Source organism: Priestia sp. FSL H7-0729 (genome assembly GCF_038005685.1).
GTDB lineage: Bacteria > Bacillota > Bacilli > Paenibacillales > Paenibacillaceae > Paenibacillus.
The window spans coordinates 202,930-219,623 of the sequence record NZ_JBBOTQ010000001.1; the positions used below are offsets into that span (position 1 = coordinate 202,930).

Consider the following 16,694-nt stretch of genomic DNA (forward strand, 5'->3'; position numbering starts at 1 on the left):
TCCCGAAGTGAACGAAACCGGATATCCGGTCTGTTCTTCTTCGGTGAAGCTTTCCCTTTTTTGTTGTGTATTGAAGGAGGAATTGGTATGAGACATCCGGCCAGGCTGGAACGCGGAAGCCTGCTGGGAGGTAGATATCGTATCGTATCCATTCTGGGAACAGGCGGAATGAGCCATGTATACGAGGCGGAGGATTTAAAATTGCCGGGCAAGATATGGGCAATTAAAGAAAGTGTGACGGCTATGCCATATGAAGGCAGCATGGAGACAGAGGCCGCTCTCCTTACATCCCTTCGTCATCCAAGATTACCGCAAATTGTTGATTTTTTTGTCCCGGATGAAGATGGCTATACCTACTTGGTGATGGAATACATTGAAGGGTTAACGCTCAGTGAGTATTTCAAGCAGTGCCGCGGGAAGATCCCGATGGTGCAGCTAACGGAGCTGGTGCTTCAATTACTGGATGTGTTGAGTTATCTGCATAATCTGAATCCACCTGTCATCTATAGGGATCTGAAACCATCCAATATCATGGTCACTCCGGAACATGAAGTAAGATTAATCGATTTTGGCATCGCCAGAAGTTACAAACCGCAAAGTGCCGAAGATACCGTCAAGTTGGGAACAGCTGGATTCGCCGCTCCAGAACAATACGGCTCGGGTCAGACCGATGCCCGATCAGATCTATATGGACTCGGAGCATTGCTGCTGTATCTTATGACTAGTGGGGCGTATACGGAATGGATACAAGGTGTGGAAAGCTCTATTCGGAGTGATATTCCACGGACGTACATCCCTGTGGCGAGAAGACTGTTAAGGTATAATGCCGAGGAGCGATTCCAATCTGCGGATGAGGTGCGGAAGGAACTGCTCCGAATACCTGGTGGAATAACGCCTGGTGGAGGTACAACCATGACCTTGAATGGCGGAACAAGAGTTATTGCCTTGACTGGTGCTTCATCTGGTGTAGGGGTTACCCATACAGCTATAGCTATCAGTCATTATCTCGAAAGGCAAAACTTTAAAGTAGCTGTGATTGAAATGTCTCCTCGCTCTCAATCCTTTGCAAGAATTCAACAAATCGCTCAAGCGGGTAAACCGGTGCCAGCAGGCAGACAGTTTGCAGTGGATGGTGTGCATTATTGGAAACAATCCGGGCGAGCAGATATTTTGTCTTTGCTTGGGGGGAGCTATCAATTCATCGTGATGGACCTCGGTAGTGGTCAGGACCAGAACAGGCTGGAAGAATTTCTGCGTGCAGATCTGCCGATTGTTATAGGCTCAGGTGCCGAATGGAGGCAGGCGGAGATAGGCGCTTTTGTTCGATCACATCATCGGTATCCTCAAGAGAAATGGATATATTGTCTGCCCCTCGCAGCAACTGAAGCTGTACAACGCATTCGTAAAACGCTGGATACAGCGAGTGTTTATGGTCTGCCGTTACATATTGATCCTTTTGACAAGGACGCACAGATGGATAAAGTGTTTTCTCATATTTTAACGCATATGATGGCACGACAAGCCAAGAAACGTTCGTTCTTTTCAAGAAGGAAAGTACAGGATTAGACGAGATTACGAAAGGAGAGCCTCTTTTGTCTAAATTAAGAAAACAAAGCCGTAAACTGATCTATGCCGGGCTTATCGGAGCAGGCGCTGTAGGGTTGGTGTTCGGAGGATATGTTATTTACAATGTCAAAACGATGGGTGATGTCAGGTCAGCTGTAGAAGCCCGTTATTTATCAGCATATGAGGAAAAGGAAGCTGAATTGAAGCAACAATGGGATTCGGGAGCACAAGGATGGGTAACGGTTCGAGATATTGAAGCAGGTGAACCGATATTACCGGAGGATCTGAAGCTCATTGCTGTTCCGGATGCACAAGCACCGCGAAATCTCTGGTCCAGTACCAAGCAGATGGAAGGGCAAGTAGCCAAAATAGAGTTGAAAAAAGGAACAGCGATTACCACTGAGATGGTGTATGAGGATACACCGGCTCCACCTGATTTAAGAAATCGAGAGCTGCAGGTTGTGTTACTGCCGTCCTCACTTGTTAAGGGAGATATTATTGATGTTCGTATCCAATTCCCTACCGGACAGGACTATGTTCTCTTATCGAAGAAGAAAGTGGAACGACTCAATGCAGCTACCTTATGGATTACGATGACGGAGGAAGAGATTCTGTCACTCTCCAGTGCAATTGTAGATGCCTATTTACATAAAGCTTCAATCTATGCCTTAACCTATGTAGAACCACAGTTTCAGACACCTGCAATCGCGACGTATCCTGCCAATTCAGAAGTGTTAAAACTACTGGAAAGTGATCCGAATATTGTTCGACGAGCGGAACAGGAGTTATCCAGACAGGTGCGAAGTTCGCTTGAAAGTTCACTGGCTGCCTCCGTGACAGCACCATCAAAAGGGGTTGAACAGGATGTGGCACAATCTTCAGTTACCTATAACAGTCGTCCATCAGCAAATAATTCGGCAACATCGGATGGTGTCACTTGGAATGATGGTTCAGGAAACGGTGCAGGAGCTAATGCTGGAAGCGTAGATAATTCTGCGCAAGCTTCACAATCAGATGAACAGCAGAGTCTGCTAACGGGCGGAGAATAGAGAGCAATATGAGTGTTCACTTTAAATCAATTCGGATAACAAGGTTTTTTGGACAAAGAAGGGAGTTATAACATCTATGCATACATGGATCTTTGCGGGTTTATGTGAGAAGAATGATCTGATGCTATATCTTTGCAAAATATTGGCTTCGACAGGCAACAAGGTCTTGCTCGTTGATGGAACCTTACAGCAGAAGTATGGGTACGGTGTAGGTGATAGTCAGCAGTCTTTGCGAATTACGGAATTTGAGGGGTTTGATATCGCTTGTCATTTTGTCACTTCAGCAGCTGTGGAGAATCATCTTGAAGTAAATGGCGAGCGGTTGGACAGTTATGACTATGTGTTATACGACATGGAGACCTCGCATTTTGCTTCACGTAATCTTTGGCTAACCGCTGATGTAAGAGTCTGGGTAAGTGATTATGAGCGTTACAATCTGGAACGTGGCAAGGGCTGGTTGAAACGGTTGCTTGAAGATCAGTCATTGCCTGGTGAGCTTTCTTTTCAGAGGCTCTTAATTAACGGGGTTGACTGCAAGCTTGAAGCTCGTTATCTGTGGGCATATCTGGAGGGCAGTCCGTTTGTATGGACAGGAGAATCCTTAGTGCTTCCGTGGGATGAGTTAACAGCAGCAGTTAAGCTTGAGAATGAGCATCATCGCCGAGTTCATCTGGGACCTTTGTCGCGAAATTACAAAAAATCGTTGTGTCGCGTGGTTGAGCAGTTAACAGGTTGGGAAAGTGTTCGTAGTCGCCGTGCAATGAAAGAAGCAGAGAGGATGAGAGCATGAGCACCATTACCTTTTGGAGCCCTTTTGCAGGAACGGGTTGCACTTCAAGCACATTAATTAGTGCTTATGCGATGGCACTTCACTACAGAACAAGAGTGTTACTTGTTAATGCAGGCCTTGCCGGAACTGGCACAGAAGCTGCTCTACCATCCAAAGATACGGACTCAGCAGATTTTGTGTTCTCCTTTGAAGAGGGTGGCTGGGATGCGATTGAACGACTGCATTCGAGCGGAAGTCTGAATAAGCACAATCTCAGGGATTATACCAAGCCACTGCTGAAGGAAAGACTTGATTTTCTAACTGGAAGAATTGATGAAATGGAACGTTCCCCGCAGGAACATGATGAGACTGTGAAAAAGCTGCTGAACGTAGCCAATGAGTATTATGATCTGGTTCTTCTGGATGCGGATCATGCTGATGCCGATTCACAGCTCAAGCTGCAACACGCGGACTATGTTGTCATTAATCTCGATCAAAATATGCGAAATCTGGAGTTGTTCTTTGAGGAGATCCTGCCAGAACGACTGAACAAACAGAATATGCATGTTGTAATCAACAAATACGATTCGCATTCCCGTGCAACGCTCTCCAATATTCGGCGCCAGTTCAGATACAAAGGCACGATCTCTGCGATCCCCTACACAACCGGATATCTGGATGCAATGAATCGCCGAGATGTCGCTAGGTACTTGCAGTTGGAAAGTTTGACTGAGGATAAGGATATTCGTAAAGGGAGCTTTGCTGCAAGCATGAGCGAACTCGCTCGCCTGATTATGGACGGTGCCGGTATGCGCACAGTTCTGAAGAGGCTGGAAAGGGGAGCCTGAACCTCGAATGCTATGGAATACGATATGGATAAGTTTAATTTTGATTCTGTGTCTGACGTATATCTGGTTCAAGTATAGAACGTTTCTTCGTGAAAAGAATGCTCGTGTTCCTGAACAGGAATCATTCACGATTGACACGCTGATTGAGAAGGTGAAGAACTCACTTCATGAGCTTAGTCATAGTCAACTTGCGGATGCAGGTCTGCACGAAGAAGAATACCGTCGAAGAATCAATCAACGTGCCGAGATGAGAAAAGCGCTGAAGGGCTGTGTCTCAGGCAGTATCAGCGACAAAACGTATGTGAAAAATTTGATAGGAGATCTACTGACCCGAAGCATAGGTCTGAACAAATCCAATGTAGATGAAGTTATTTTGTTTGCAGAACCAGATTTGTTGACGATCCAGGACCGATTTGAAATTGTGTTTTATCTGTACCGACAGCAATTCGGTGTGGATGCACTCTCCCGATTGATTGATACCTACGATCTGGGAAGGCTGAGAATGGAGGATGGTACGGACGACGGAGGGAGTTATTATATTTCCGAGGAAGACATTCACTATGTTTTCGAGTGCGAATATCGAGAGCTTGGATTCAGAGAAAAGATAGATATTATCGTGCAGCGTATCTACCAACATTATAAAGGGTTCTCGGTTGTTGATGAGATAAGGGACCAACGTATTGATGGTGTTAGTGGTGGTGTCAGCGGTATGCTTGATGCTGTTCATAATATGGGGCTTCGAAAACCGGCATCATGGAATGAGTTGCTGGAACAAGGATTGGAGGATGATGCACATGAAAAACCGCTTAGCGGTATGGAAAGTGTCTGGATTTTTTACAAAGGTAAGTCCATTCATCTATCCTTTCTGTCATTCGGCAGTATCCGTGAACTGAAAAGGGTATGCCAGAATATATACAAATACAATTATCCCGGACAGTTGTCGGAAGCAAGTGGATACAAGGTGAATGAGATGAAAGACGGCTCCCGTGTCGTAGTTGTTCGTCCTCCTTTTGCAGAATCGTGGGCATTCTTTGTCCGGAAGTTTGATATTCCGAATGCTTCATTAGAACAGTTGATTACAGGTAACAACGCAAATCTGCCGATCGAATTACTTCAATACCTCATGAAAGGAAGCCGGATCACAGCTGTAACCGGAGCACAAGGTTCGGGTAAAACGACGTTGCTTATGGCTATGGTCAAACACATCTATGCATCGTACACCCTTCGGGTGCAGGAGATGGCGTTCGAACTTCAATTGAGACGGATCTATAGCCGACGTAATATTTTGAGTTTCCGAGAGACTGAACATATTTCAGGTCAACAAGGGCTTGATTTGCAGAAAAAAACGGATGGTACCGTCAATATTCTTGGTGAGGTTGCGAGTGATGAAGTGGCCGCATGGATGATTCAAATGTCTCAGGTTGCCAGTCTGTTCACCCTGTTTACCCACCATGCCAAAACGTTTCGTGATCTGGTCTTCTCCCTCCGTAATTCCTTGCTCAAAACAGGCATGTTCCAGCATGAGCATATTGCTGAGGAGCAGGTTGTGAGTGTCATCAACTTCGATGTTCATATGAAGAAGGATGCTGAGGGACGAAGATATATCGAACGTATTACGGAATGTCTACCTCGTGCGAATCAAGGTGACAGCGTGGAAGAGAGGGCAGGTTTTACATTTCATAATGTTGTGGAGTATAGAGATGGGGCGTATGTTGCAACATCTCCAATCTCTTCGGGATGCATGATGGATATGCGAGAACAGATGACATTACAGGATGCTGAGAAATTTGAACAGTTTATGAAGCAACACTGGGGTGAGCCGCATGACAATTAAATGGATTCTGCTCCTCGTATTAAGTATTTGTGCAGGAGGGTTGCTGGTCACACTTCTGGTTTTAAGTGTTTTACGTCGCAAGGGAGGTAGCCCAACAAGTCCATCCGGCGTGATTCTAACTCCTGGCGGGAAGGGGTTCAAGGGACTGGGGTCATTTTTGTTGCAATCCTACCGCCTTGGAATGAAAGTTCCAGTGTTATCCGCCTATATTCTACAAGTGCAGAAGCGTATTTCATTTCGACATGTGGGGGATGAGCCATCCCTTCGCAGGCTGACGATGACAGTGGTTTTCATTATCCTTGGAGGCTATGGAGGTATAAGTGTCATTCTGTTTCTTCTGCAGCCGGGTTTCACCTTTGTAATATTGTCCGTGCTCTGTGCCGTGGTGCTAAACAGTCTGGTGCTAGATATGTGCCTCAGTCGTATGGAGAAAAGGCTGCTGGTGCAGATGTTGGATCTCTTCGCGGATGTAAGGCATCGGTATCATCAGCATGGCATGGTTGAAGAAGCACTCTATGAAGCGGCTGAAGCAGGTACAGGAGAAGCAGCGGAACAGGTAAGACTAATCTACGAAGCTTTAACTTCTCCAGATCCGAATGAAGCACTTGAGCGTTATTACGAAGTGGCTCCCAACCGTTTTCTCAAAGGATTCGCCGGCGTCTCCTACATGGTCATGGAGTTCGGGGATAAGGACAGAGCTCAAGGTTCTATCTATCTTAATGGACTGGGTAACTTGACTCAGGAGATTCACTTGGAGATATTACGGCGTGATAAATTGGATTATTTGCTCAAAGGACTTAATATCATTGCGCTCGCACCTGTATTGTTCACCGCTCCAATCGAACGCTGGGCTAGAGTCAGTTTTCCAACGATGGATGAATTTTACCGTAGCAAAATCGGTTTTATTACCAAAATATCGATCTATGTAATCATCATCCTTGCCTATTTGCTGCTGCAAAGGCTTCAGCAATACGATGAGACCCGTTTCCGATCAGGGCATAAGCGTTCATGGTTGGATCAGCTTCTGTACAAACAAACGTTTATACGGAAATTGGCGATGCTGTTTGCAGCGAAACCTGGCAGTACTCAGTACAGTCAAACAATACGGCTGATGAGGGAGAGTAGCTCAGAGTTGAAATATGAATGGCTTGCCATTCGTCGAGTGATGTTATTCGCAAGTTGTTTGGTCCTTACAATGGGTTGCATTTTGCTGTTGCATCAGGTTGAACGTAATCACATCTTGCATGATCCGATCCGGGATGACCGTATGTTTGGTGCAATGGCTGAAGCCGACCTCAGGAAGGCCGAGGAAAAAACAGCATTGGATCAATCCGTGCTGAAAAGTGTAGAAATGAACCGAGGAGCTACATACGAAGACATCTCGGGTGCGTTACAGCAGCTATCTCCCGTTCAGCTGGACCATGATACCCAGGCTGAGACGATCGCACGCATTATGCAAAAACTTGAGGTGTATAACAAGCAATATGTACGCTGGTGGGAAATGATTATAGCGATTGTCGTGGGTGTAGCAGGGTATTACATGCCCATATGGCTCATGTTATTTCAGCGGAAAATGCGAAAGTTGGATATGCGACATGAAATCTATCAATTTCAGACAGTGATATCCATTCTGCGTGAGATGGACAGGATGTCAGTCGAAGAGATATTGGAATGGCTTAATCGATTTGCCGTCATTTTCAAGCGTCCGCTCCAAAAATGTTTGTTGCATTTTGAACATGGGCCAGAGCATGCACTTGAACAATTAAAGGAAGAGGCGGGCTTGCCCGAGTTCCAGAGACTGGTTGATAAATTACAGCTTGCTCTTGGCAAAATCTCAATACGTGAAGCCTTTGATGATCTGGAGAGCATGATGGCATTTTATTTTGAACAACGCAAGCAAGAGTACAGCAAAATGATAGATGTCAAAGCATCATGGGGAAGAACCATTGGATTTACACCCATGTATGCACTTATCTTTTTGTATCTGGTCATTCCACTAGTCGGCATGAGCTTCTTGCAGATGAACATTTATTATGAACAAATTCAGAAACTGTAGCACCATTCATTCGTGTGACAGTCTGAAATATATTAATAACTTATAACTGGGAGGATTTATCATGAACAATGCATCAAGCGCTTTAAAGGTAGCAGCAGGGATATTTTTGACAATCGCTCTGATCACAATTGTAGTTCTTTTGTTTATTTCAGCTCAGGAGGCAACCAAGACGGCCCAGAACAATTTTGCTGATATCCAGACCGAGTTGTCTCAGGCTGCATTTACGGTGTATGACGGAACCACCATCAGTGGATCACAGGTAACTAATGCGCTGCGTAAATATGCGGACAAGGATCAGTTCGGTATTCAAGTTATTACAGGTAAAAATAAAGCGGGTCAATGGTACGGCAACCAATTGAACATTTCACAGGATCTCAATAATGCCGACTACGGCTCGGTTATTGCTCCTGACGATAAAGTGGGGATTATTAACCAGACCATGAGTGAAAAAGACAATCAATATGTCAATCCAAGTGGTAAATTCAAAGCGATTATCGTAAAAGACCGTTCCAACGTGGTAAGAGGGCTGATCTTCCAGCAATCCTGACAGGAGTTGGTTTCACATGTCCCAAAATACCCAGCATCTCATGTTGTTTTGTACGGCGGTTGTCCTGTTTGTGACAGCCTGCCTGTACGGGCAACATAATGTTAAGATTTTATCAGCTTCATTGAATGACAGAGTACAGACAACAGCAGGTATGGAGGGTCGATTGACAACAACATTGCATACCACTAAACCATCTCAGTACAAGGGTGCGGAAGTGATACATACCGTGAGACAGATGACAGGTATAGGCATTCCTGTGGAGGTAGATGGGACTTCGTATGTGATCGATCCTCTTGTCAGCAAAACAGCGACAATTCCTGTCCAGCTTGATGCCACCTACAGACCTGAGTTTATACGAAATGAAGCTGGGGAACTGCTCAAGATTGTTTTTTGGAAGGAGGCCAGTATGAATTGATTAATGCCGCATCCAAGCTGCTTGCCGTATTGCTCGCAGTCCTTCTGCTCTATGTGTATCCAGCTGCTGAAACAGCTGATCGGCAGGACGATATAGCACGTATGACGGCTAATCAAAATGTAACACGTTTTGTCGATGCTGTCCGAACGAAAGGATATATTTCACCTCGAATGTTGGCTGAGTTTGAGGAGCAATTGGCCCAGACGGGCAATGTGTATGAGGTGTCGATGGAACATTCACATAAGAAATATGTACCTCACTATACAGACCCGATGGACAACAACAGTTTTACCGGAACTTACGAGGTTGTACAGGATGGATATTATTCAGCTCAGATTCGAGATAGGCTATTCCCATCCTCAGGTGTGATACCAGCTGAGGATCCTGGCCGAAGATATACGTTGACGACAGGGGATTTTTTCACCGTGACGCTCCAAAATACAAATCGTACACCTTCCATGCTCATTCGTGAATGGCTCAGTGGTACAACTCAGGCTTCAGCGGTATTTGTAACCTACGGAGGTATGGTCCTCAATGAAGATTACTGAGCTATCCATAGTATTTGTGCTGATCTTCTTTCCGCTCTTCTGGATCATCTCACTCCATACCCAGGATGCCGAAGAGGCTATCTATCTTGGACATCGATACAGATCCGCACTTCAAACCGCGGTCATGGATGCAGGTGCAGTCATGCATCAAAATGAGAAACAAAATGATGAAGCAGGTTATGATTCAACCAAGTTTGTTAAAGCGGACAAGGAGCTTGCCCTGTTGACGTTTACTCAGACAATGGCTTTAAATATGGGAATTCAGGATGATCCCGCAGCTATTCGAAACATGTTTAATTACATTCCTGCCGTGGTTATTCTGGATTACGATGGCTATTATATGTTATCAACAGAAACAGAGTTGACAGGTAACCGTGATGATTCTTTCAGGCAAGTGTGGAGCCCCAAAAGACCTTATACATATTCCGATTCAAATGGTAGCAGCATTAACTTTACACTGGATGACTACGTATATGCTTACGATGCAAACGCAGGGAAATGGATTGAGGGATTCCAAAAAGAACTTGCTGCTAGCTCTCAGATTCCTTTACTTCAAAATGCCGACGTATTTGAGCAAGTTAGACGAAGCCGAATTGTAACTAGTGTGCAGGATGATCTGGCTGATGTGATTAACCGTCATAATGAGTTTGCCAGAAAGAACGGTATTTCCTATACATTTACGATGCCCTTGATTGCACAAGAAGATTGGTATAACTCCATTAACGATACAGGGATTATGGCTTTTATCCAGGGGATCGGTGTGGGTGACCAGAAGATCAACAATTATGCGATTGGTGGAGGCAGACTTGTAAAGAAAACAGCCATCGTAGGTGGAGTAGATCCATTAACGGGTATTAAGTACTACTATCCCTCCACATGTGGTAATGGTTACCGTGCCGAAGAAGTGTTCACAGACGCAAGACAAGCAGCTGCACAAGGCTATTTCGAATATAACTGCTCTAATCGTTAGGGTAGCCTGTATGACAAAATCTTGGAAGAGGTTCATGAACTGTTTACATTACTTTCAGAAAAGACGGGACCTGTGCTAGAATAGGGTTTCGGAACCATAATAAAAGTAATGTCTAATAGATAGGAGCAACCTCATCTTATGAGTTTATTGTCAGTAGAGAACGTGAGTCACAATTTTGGAGATCGCACGTTATTTAAAAATGTATCGTTTCGTTTGCTCGCCGGAGAGCGCGTAGGACTTGTGGGTGCCAATGGTGTAGGTAAATCTACATTAATGAACATCCTTACCGGTAAATTGCTTAAAGACAGTGGAAAAGTGGAATGGACACCTAAGGTCCGTTATGGATATCTGGATCAGCACACGAAGCTTACACCAGGCAAGACGATTCGTGATGTGCTTAAGGATGCTTTCCTTCCGTTGCTTGAATTGGAAAAAGAAATGATGAATATTACAGACCAGATGGCAGATGCAGATCCAGATAAGCTGGAGCAGTTGCTGGAAGTGATGGGCGATATTCAGGAACAACTGGAACAGGGTGACTTTTATCTGATTGATGTAAAAGTGGAAGAGATGGCCAATGGACTTGGTTTGTCCGCAATTGGTCTGGATCGAGATGTCGCAGCTCTAAGTGGTGGACAACGTACCAAGGTGCTTCTTGCCAAGCTTCTGCTTGAGAAACCTACAGCTCTTTTGCTAGATGAGCCGACCAACTATCTGGATGTAGAGCACATTGAATGGCTGTCACGTTACCTGAAGGATTACCCGCATGCGTTTCTCTTAATCTCCCATGACACGGAATTCATGAATGAAGTCGTAAATGTCATTTATCATCTGGAATTTGCCAAATTAACGAGATATGCAGCGAACTATAACAAGTTCCTGGAGATGGCTGATATGAATAAAGCCCAGCATATTGATGCATACGAGAAGCAGCAAGAGTACATCAAGAAGCAGGAAGATTTCATTCAGCGTAATAAGGCACGTGCTTCAACTTCAGGTCGAGCGAAGAGCCGGGAGAAACAGCTGGACAGAATTGAACGTATTGATCGTCCAGATGAAGCAGCCAAACCAACGTTCAAATTCAAGGATGCCCGTGCGAGCAGCAAAACGGTCTTTGAGGGCATTGATTTTGAAATTGGATATACGTATCCTTTGCTGCCTAAGATGACAATGACAATTGAACGTGGTGAGAAAATTGCCATCGTAGGCTGTAATGGTGTGGGTAAATCTACACTGCTGAAAACCATTCTGGGCAAAATATCTCCACTCAGTGGAAAGACCTTTTTGGGAGATTATCTCGAAACGGCCTATTTTGAACAGGAAGTTCGTGCTGGCAACATCACGCCCATTGAGGATGTGTGGAATGAGTTTTCACATTTGACCCAGAATGAGGTCCGGGGTCATCTCGCTCGCTGTGGGTTGAAAAATGAGCACATTACCCGTCCGCTTAACATGCTTAGTGGTGGAGAGCAAGCCAAGGTTCGTTTATGCAAACTCTTGATGCGTGAAAGCAACTGGATTTTATTCGATGAGCCGACAAACCATCTCGATGTCACAGCCAAAGCGGAGTTGCAGCGTGCTTTGCAAGAATTCAAGGGAACGGTGTTACTTGTATCTCATGAACCTGATTTCTACGAGGGTTGGGTTACCAAAACATGGAATGTCGAAGAATGGTCCGAGAAAAACTAGAAGATTCAAGACCATGTTTAACAGAAATGACGGTGACAAAAAAATCCGTCTATGGTAACATAGGCTACAACTTCATATGAACACTAGGGGGGCCGCACGATGCGGCTGAGATGGAAGAATGCGATTCCGGACCCTTTGCACCTGATCTGGATCATACCAGCGTAGGGAAGTGGCGAGCGCGTTTCAGTGAATGACGTGAGCAAACGGTAACTCGAGAGGCTTTCAACCGTCTGCTTAGCGAATTGAAACATGCAGTTCCGTTTATAACGGTATGGCTATAAGTTCTATAGCTTTATTGGCACGAATTGAACTGTATGTATTAGTCAGTCATCTGATCCTATGATTACTACGCAGCCACTCCCCTACGGGAGTGGCTTTTTTGTGTTTTTATAGAATTTACACATGGAAGGAGAGGGATGGTACGGCATTTTCTCATGAACATGTTCACGAATCATTTGAATTGCATGTTGTATCTACGGGTGCAGGGGATCAAGCATCTTTTGTAAAAGCTGCAAAGGACGTATGGCCATGGGTGGATTATATTCACATACGAGAGAAACAACTCACATGGCAAAACAAGATTGCTTGGGCTGAAAATCTGCGTAGCGCTGGCATTCCCTCTTGTCGCATCGTTATCAATGGCTCAGAACTGCCTTCACAGAATGACATCTATGGCGGTGTACATTGGGCGCAAGAGGCTTTGCTCAAGTACAACTCCAATAATGATGTTAAAAGCAATGTGCGGCGAATTCGTCTGGGTGTATCTGTTCATTCCATCGAGGAGGCAAAAATTGCTGAAGAACGGGGAGCCGATTACCTTTTCTTCGGGCATATCTACTCAACCAACAGTAAACCTGATCTTGAACCAAGAGGGTTATATGCTCTTGATGAAGTATGCAGAAGTGTCTCCATTCCTGTCATCGCGATCGGAGGTATAAGGCCGGGTAACATTCATGCGATTCGCTCCGCAGGCGCACAGGGGGGCGCTGTGATCTCAAATGTATGGTCGAGCGATTCACCGGATCGGGCCGCTGCATCACTAAGGCAGGCTATCGTTGCTACAGGAAGTCTGAGCCGCTGAAAGGAGATGAGAGGATGAAAGAGATTGTAACGGGTCAGAACAGGAATCATCTCAGTCATCAACTGAAACCTGAACCGGAATCAAGAAGCAAGAGTGTTGCTGATAAACTGGATAAAATTTGTGCAGAAACGATTATTATAGGCGGGGGCGTTGTTGGTTGTGCCATTGCATATGAACTTGCTTCCCGAGGACAGGATGTACTGTTGCTGGAGCGTTCGGCGATTGCAGGAGGCACTTCTTGCGCAGCGGCTGGAATGCTGGCGGCAGATAGTGAGGATTTTGTTCATCCTTTGATGGCTAAGCTTGCCAGGCAAAGCAGGCAGTTGCTTATTGAGCAACAAGTGCTAATGGCTACCCTCAGCGAGGTAGAAGTTGGACTGCAACGCCATGGATTCCTCACCCCTTTTCGATCATACAGCGAATTAAGCCACTATAAGAACAATCGAAATTCTGGTTTGTCTGCTGATGAGGTGTGGTGGGATCGTTCCACTGTACAACAAGAGGCATCTTGGCTTAACAGAGATACGTATGGAGCCTACTACAGACCTTACGAGAGTGAGATTCTTCCAATCCATCTAACGAAGGCATACGCCGAATCCGCTCAAGCATTGGGAGCACGGGTTATCGAGGACATACAGGATATACGTGTGCAAGCAAACGAACATGGCGTCCAGGGGGTTACCACATCGATCGGCGAGATGAAATGTAAACACGTCATTATAGCGGCTGGATTACAGAGTGAAGAATTGATGAGACATGTAAATTTGAGCTTGCCTGTGTGGTCGGTAAAAGGTGAAATAGCCGCCGTTCAGTTCTCAGTTGAACATGCAGGGTACAGACCTGACAGAACGGTGTATGCAGAGGATATCTATATTGTTCCCAAAGCCAATGGCGAAGTTTGGCTTGGGGCAACCAGTCTGCCAGGCAGAACCGATCTGAACGTTTCTGTACAGAGTGTTCTGAAGCTGCTAACTGCGGCTACCCACTGGGTACCTGGGATGAAAGAAGCACGATTCATGCGAGCGTGGGCGGGCGTAAGACCGGCAACTCCAGATGGGCTGCCTTATATTGGTGCATGCAAGAGTATACCCGGGTTGTTCGCCGCCTGTGGACATTACCGCAACGGTATCTTGCTTAGTGCGATAACAGGCAGGCTTATCGCGGAGTTAATCGCTGGTAAAAGCTCGGAAGAACTCGGGATTGAGGTGCTGAGCCCTGAGCGATTGAACAGAGAGGGAGTGGTGCAGTGAATATCATCGTTAATGGCCAACGGATGGAGATTGATGACAGATTGAATCGAGTGGATAAACTGCTCCAATCATTGGACCTTCAAGTTAAGACTGTAGTTGTAGAGCTGAATAAGCATATTTTAACCCGCGAGTATCATGAAACGACGGCATTAAGAGAAGGCGATCGAATCGAGATTGTACATTTTGTAGGAGGCGGTTGATGATGTTAAACATTGGTAAATATACGTTTGAGTCCAGATTGTTGCTCGGAACAGGCAAGTTTTCGGATCTGGAAGTGCAAAGTCAGGCTGTGGAAGCATCTAAAACGGAAGTTTTGACCTTTGCTGTTCGTCGTCTGAACCTGGAGGAACGTAATCAGACGCATTTCCTGGATACATTGGATCTGGACCAATACACTCTTCTTCCGAATACGGCTGGGGCTTCCACAGCGGAAGAAGCGGTGCGGATTGCCGAGCTTGCGCGGGCTTCAGGACTTTGTGATATGATAAAAGTTGAAGTCATCGGTGATAGAATAACATTGCTCCCAGATCCGATTGAAACGTACAAGGCTTGCGAAATTTTGCTTGAAAAGGGCTTTACTGTGTTGCCTTATATTTCGGATGATGTCATTCTGGCCAAAAGGCTGCAATTGCTTGGCGTACATGCTGTAATGCCTGGTGCTTCCCCCATCGGAGCTGGAAGGGGCATCATTAATCCCTATAACCTTGAGATCATCATTGAACAGGCTGTTGTGCCTGTGATTGTGGATGCAGGATTGCGCTCCCCGAAAGATGCTGCGTATGCGATGGAACTTGGTGCGGATGGTGTATTATTAAATACAGCTGTATCCGGATCAGGAGATCCAGTAAGCATGGCTAAAGCTATGCGATTGGGGGTAGAGGCAGGCAGATTGGCATATGAGGCAGGCATGATACCCGTGAAGCGTTATGCAGCAGCCAGTAGTCCGGTGGAAGGAATGGTTCATACATGACAGATCAAATAACATCCTCAGAACAGGCCGATCGTTATTCCAGACAGGAACGCTACGCGCCATTTGGTAAGGAAGGTCAGGCTAGATTAAAGAGCAGCAGAGTTTTAATTGTAGGCGCTGGCGCACTCGGAACAGGGATCGCGGAAACGTTAGTACGTTCCGGTGTAGGACACTTAACGATTGTGGATCGTGATTATGTGGAGTGGAGTAACCTGCAGCGACAGCAACTATATGTAGAGCAGGATGCAATTGAACGGATACCGAAGGCGATGGCGGCCGAAAAACGTCTGTCTGCCATTAATTCCACGGTTCATGTGGAAGGGAAAGTATTGGATGTCAGAGTAGATGAATTGGAAGAACTCGTTCAGCATACCGACTTGATCTTGGATGCAACGGATAATTTTGATACCCGACTACTCATTAATGACATGGCACAGAAGCACCGTATTCCCTGGATTTATGGTGGATGCGTGGGTAGCTACGGAATTACCTATACGTTTATGCCTGGCGATACCCCTTGTTTGAATTGTTTGCTAGGTGAAGTCCCTCTGGGGGGAGATACTTGTGATACGTCTGGCATTATTCCTCAAGCGGTACAGATGGTAACGGCGAATCAGACAGCAGAGGCAATGAAGTTGCTTAGTGGTAATGCCAATGCATTGAGACGCAAGTTATTGTCATTTGACATGTGGAGGAACGAATACATATCCATCAATGTGGATGGTGCGAAAAAGCAAGACTGTCCTTCCTGCGGCACTTCCGCAACGTATCCATATCTTTCTGCGTCCAACCTGGAGAAAACCGATGTGTTGTGTGGAAGGGATACCGTTCAGATCCGCCCTGCACGGCGCATGAATCTGAATCTTCAACATACGGCGGATCGCCTGGATAGACTTCAAGAAGGTAAAGTGGAATCCAATCCTTTTCTGGTTTCTTTTACAACAGGAGTCCATAGAATGGTCATTTTCCAGGATGGACGTGTCCTTGTACACGGAACAAAAGATACAGCTGAAGCACGTACGCTCGTTCACCGCTACTTTGGCTGAAGCAAGAAAGAAGCAAAGTCTGTTCCCTGAAGGGAATGGACTTTTTCATTTTACGG

General features: G+C 45.6%; 16 protein-coding genes and 1 riboswitch. All 16 genes read left to right on the forward strand.

The annotated features are described in order from the left end of the window. Positions 1–87 precede the first annotated feature (87 nt). The gene (locus MHH93_RS00905) at positions 88–1,566 is read left to right on the forward strand and encodes a serine/threonine protein kinase (protein ID WP_500052206.1); all 1,479 of its coding nucleotides are present in this window, start codon (positions 88–90) and stop codon (positions 1,564–1,566) included. Between the two features lie 26 nt (positions 1,567–1,592). Continuing rightward, a complete protein-coding gene (locus MHH93_RS00910; protein ID WP_500052208.1) occupies positions 1,593–2,615 on the forward strand; it encodes an SAF domain-containing protein in 1,023 nt (340 codons plus the stop codon). A 76-nt stretch (positions 2,616–2,691) separates the two neighbouring features. Continuing rightward, complete coding sequence (locus MHH93_RS00915) at positions 2,692–3,405, forward strand: hypothetical protein (protein ID WP_500052209.1); 714 nt, start codon at positions 2,692–2,694, stop codon at positions 3,403–3,405. Further along, entirely contained in the window at positions 3,402–4,232 is an 831-nt protein-coding gene (locus MHH93_RS00920) for a CpaE/TadZ family protein (RefSeq protein ID WP_500052210.1), read from the forward strand. Before MHH93_RS00915 ends, MHH93_RS00920 begins: the two co-directional genes overlap by 4 nt. 7 nt (positions 4,233–4,239) lie before the next feature. Beyond that, entirely contained in the window at positions 4,240–6,066 is a 1,827-nt protein-coding gene (locus MHH93_RS00925; RefSeq protein ID WP_500052212.1) for a pilus assembly protein CpaF, read from the forward strand. Beyond that, the gene (locus MHH93_RS00930) at positions 6,056–8,122 is read left to right on the forward strand and encodes a hypothetical protein (protein WP_500052214.1); all 2,067 of its coding nucleotides are present in this window, start codon (positions 6,056–6,058) and stop codon (positions 8,120–8,122) included. Before MHH93_RS00925 ends, MHH93_RS00930 begins: the two co-directional genes overlap by 11 nt. 61 nt (positions 8,123–8,183) lie before the next feature. Beyond that, positions 8,184–8,669 carry a hypothetical protein gene (locus MHH93_RS00935; RefSeq protein WP_062834890.1) on the forward strand — a complete coding sequence of 162 codons (486 nt, stop codon included), beginning with the start codon at positions 8,184–8,186 and terminating at the stop codon, positions 8,667–8,669. A 16-nt stretch (positions 8,670–8,685) separates the two neighbouring features. Further along, the gene (locus MHH93_RS00940) at positions 8,686–9,084 is read left to right on the forward strand and encodes a hypothetical protein (protein ID WP_500052216.1); all 399 of its coding nucleotides are present in this window, start codon (positions 8,686–8,688) and stop codon (positions 9,082–9,084) included. Next, positions 9,081–9,632: a hypothetical protein gene (locus MHH93_RS00945; RefSeq protein WP_500052218.1), complete on the forward strand. Its 552-nt coding sequence runs from the start codon at positions 9,081–9,083 to the stop codon at positions 9,630–9,632. Before MHH93_RS00940 ends, MHH93_RS00945 begins: the two co-directional genes overlap by 4 nt. Continuing rightward, a complete protein-coding gene (locus MHH93_RS00950) occupies positions 9,619–10,602 on the forward strand; it encodes a hypothetical protein (RefSeq protein WP_500052220.1) in 984 nt (327 codons plus the stop codon). The genes MHH93_RS00945 and MHH93_RS00950 overlap by 14 nt, the downstream gene beginning before the upstream one ends. 138 nt (positions 10,603–10,740) lie before the next feature. After that, on the forward strand, positions 10,741–12,291 hold the full coding sequence (locus tag MHH93_RS00955; RefSeq protein WP_500052222.1) for an ABC-F family ATP-binding cassette domain-containing protein: 1,551 nt from the start codon (positions 10,741–10,743) through the stop codon (positions 12,289–12,291). Positions 12,292–12,366: 75 nt separating this feature from the next. Next, a riboswitch (TPP riboswitch) is annotated at positions 12,367–12,476 on the forward strand. Between the two features lie 194 nt (positions 12,477–12,670). Then, positions 12,671–13,372 (forward strand): thiamine phosphate synthase, encoded by a 702-nt coding sequence (locus MHH93_RS00960; protein ID WP_500052224.1) that lies wholly within the window; start codon positions 12,671–12,673, stop codon positions 13,370–13,372. A gap of 14 nt (positions 13,373–13,386) precedes the next feature. Further along, positions 13,387–14,622, forward strand: coding sequence for a glycine oxidase ThiO (gene thiO, locus MHH93_RS00965; protein WP_500052225.1), 1,236 nt, complete (start codon positions 13,387–13,389; stop codon positions 14,620–14,622). Then, positions 14,619–14,822 (forward strand): sulfur carrier protein ThiS, encoded by a 204-nt coding sequence (gene thiS / locus MHH93_RS00970; RefSeq protein WP_500052227.1) that lies wholly within the window; start codon positions 14,619–14,621, stop codon positions 14,820–14,822. Before thiO ends, thiS begins: the two co-directional genes overlap by 4 nt. A 2-nt stretch (positions 14,823–14,824) precedes the next feature. Further along, entirely contained in the window at positions 14,825–15,592 is a 768-nt protein-coding gene (locus MHH93_RS00975; RefSeq protein WP_500053291.1) for a thiazole synthase, read from the forward strand. Beyond that, positions 15,589–16,638 carry a ThiF family adenylyltransferase gene (locus MHH93_RS00980; protein ID WP_500052229.1) on the forward strand — a complete coding sequence of 350 codons (1,050 nt, stop codon included), beginning with the start codon at positions 15,589–15,591 and terminating at the stop codon, positions 16,636–16,638. The genes MHH93_RS00975 and MHH93_RS00980 overlap by 4 nt, the downstream gene beginning before the upstream one ends. The last annotated feature ends 56 nt before the right edge of the window (positions 16,639–16,694 follow it).

What these genes read in the sequence shown, in the direction of transcription:
- MHH93_RS00905 (WP_500052206.1), top strand. Translation starts at nt 88, where the DNA reads ATGAGACATCCGGCCAGGCTGGAACGCGGAAGCCTGCTGGGAGGTAGA.
- MHH93_RS00915 (WP_500052209.1), top strand. Translation starts at nt 2,692, where the DNA reads ATGCATACATGGATCTTTGCGGGTTTATGTGAGAAGAATGATCTGATG.
- MHH93_RS00920 (WP_500052210.1), top strand. Translation starts at nt 3,402, where the DNA reads ATGAGCACCATTACCTTTTGGAGCCCTTTTGCAGGAACGGGTTGCACT.
- MHH93_RS00925 (WP_500052212.1), top strand. Translation starts at nt 4,240, where the DNA reads ATGCTATGGAATACGATATGGATAAGTTTAATTTTGATTCTGTGTCTG.
- MHH93_RS00930 (WP_500052214.1), top strand. Translation starts at nt 6,056, where the DNA reads ATGACAATTAAATGGATTCTGCTCCTCGTATTAAGTATTTGTGCAGGA.
- MHH93_RS00935 (WP_062834890.1), top strand. Translation starts at nt 8,184, where the DNA reads ATGAACAATGCATCAAGCGCTTTAAAGGTAGCAGCAGGGATATTTTTG.
- MHH93_RS00940 (WP_500052216.1), top strand. Translation starts at nt 8,686, where the DNA reads ATGTCCCAAAATACCCAGCATCTCATGTTGTTTTGTACGGCGGTTGTC.
- MHH93_RS00950 (WP_500052220.1), top strand. Translation starts at nt 9,619, where the DNA reads ATGAAGATTACTGAGCTATCCATAGTATTTGTGCTGATCTTCTTTCCG.
- MHH93_RS00955 (WP_500052222.1), top strand. Translation starts at nt 10,741, where the DNA reads ATGAGTTTATTGTCAGTAGAGAACGTGAGTCACAATTTTGGAGATCGC.
- thiO (WP_500052225.1), top strand. Translation starts at nt 13,387, where the DNA reads ATGAAAGAGATTGTAACGGGTCAGAACAGGAATCATCTCAGTCATCAA.
- MHH93_RS00975 (WP_500053291.1), top strand. Translation starts at nt 14,825, where the DNA reads ATGTTAAACATTGGTAAATATACGTTTGAGTCCAGATTGTTGCTCGGA.
- MHH93_RS00980 (WP_500052229.1), top strand. Translation starts at nt 15,589, where the DNA reads ATGACAGATCAAATAACATCCTCAGAACAGGCCGATCGTTATTCCAGA.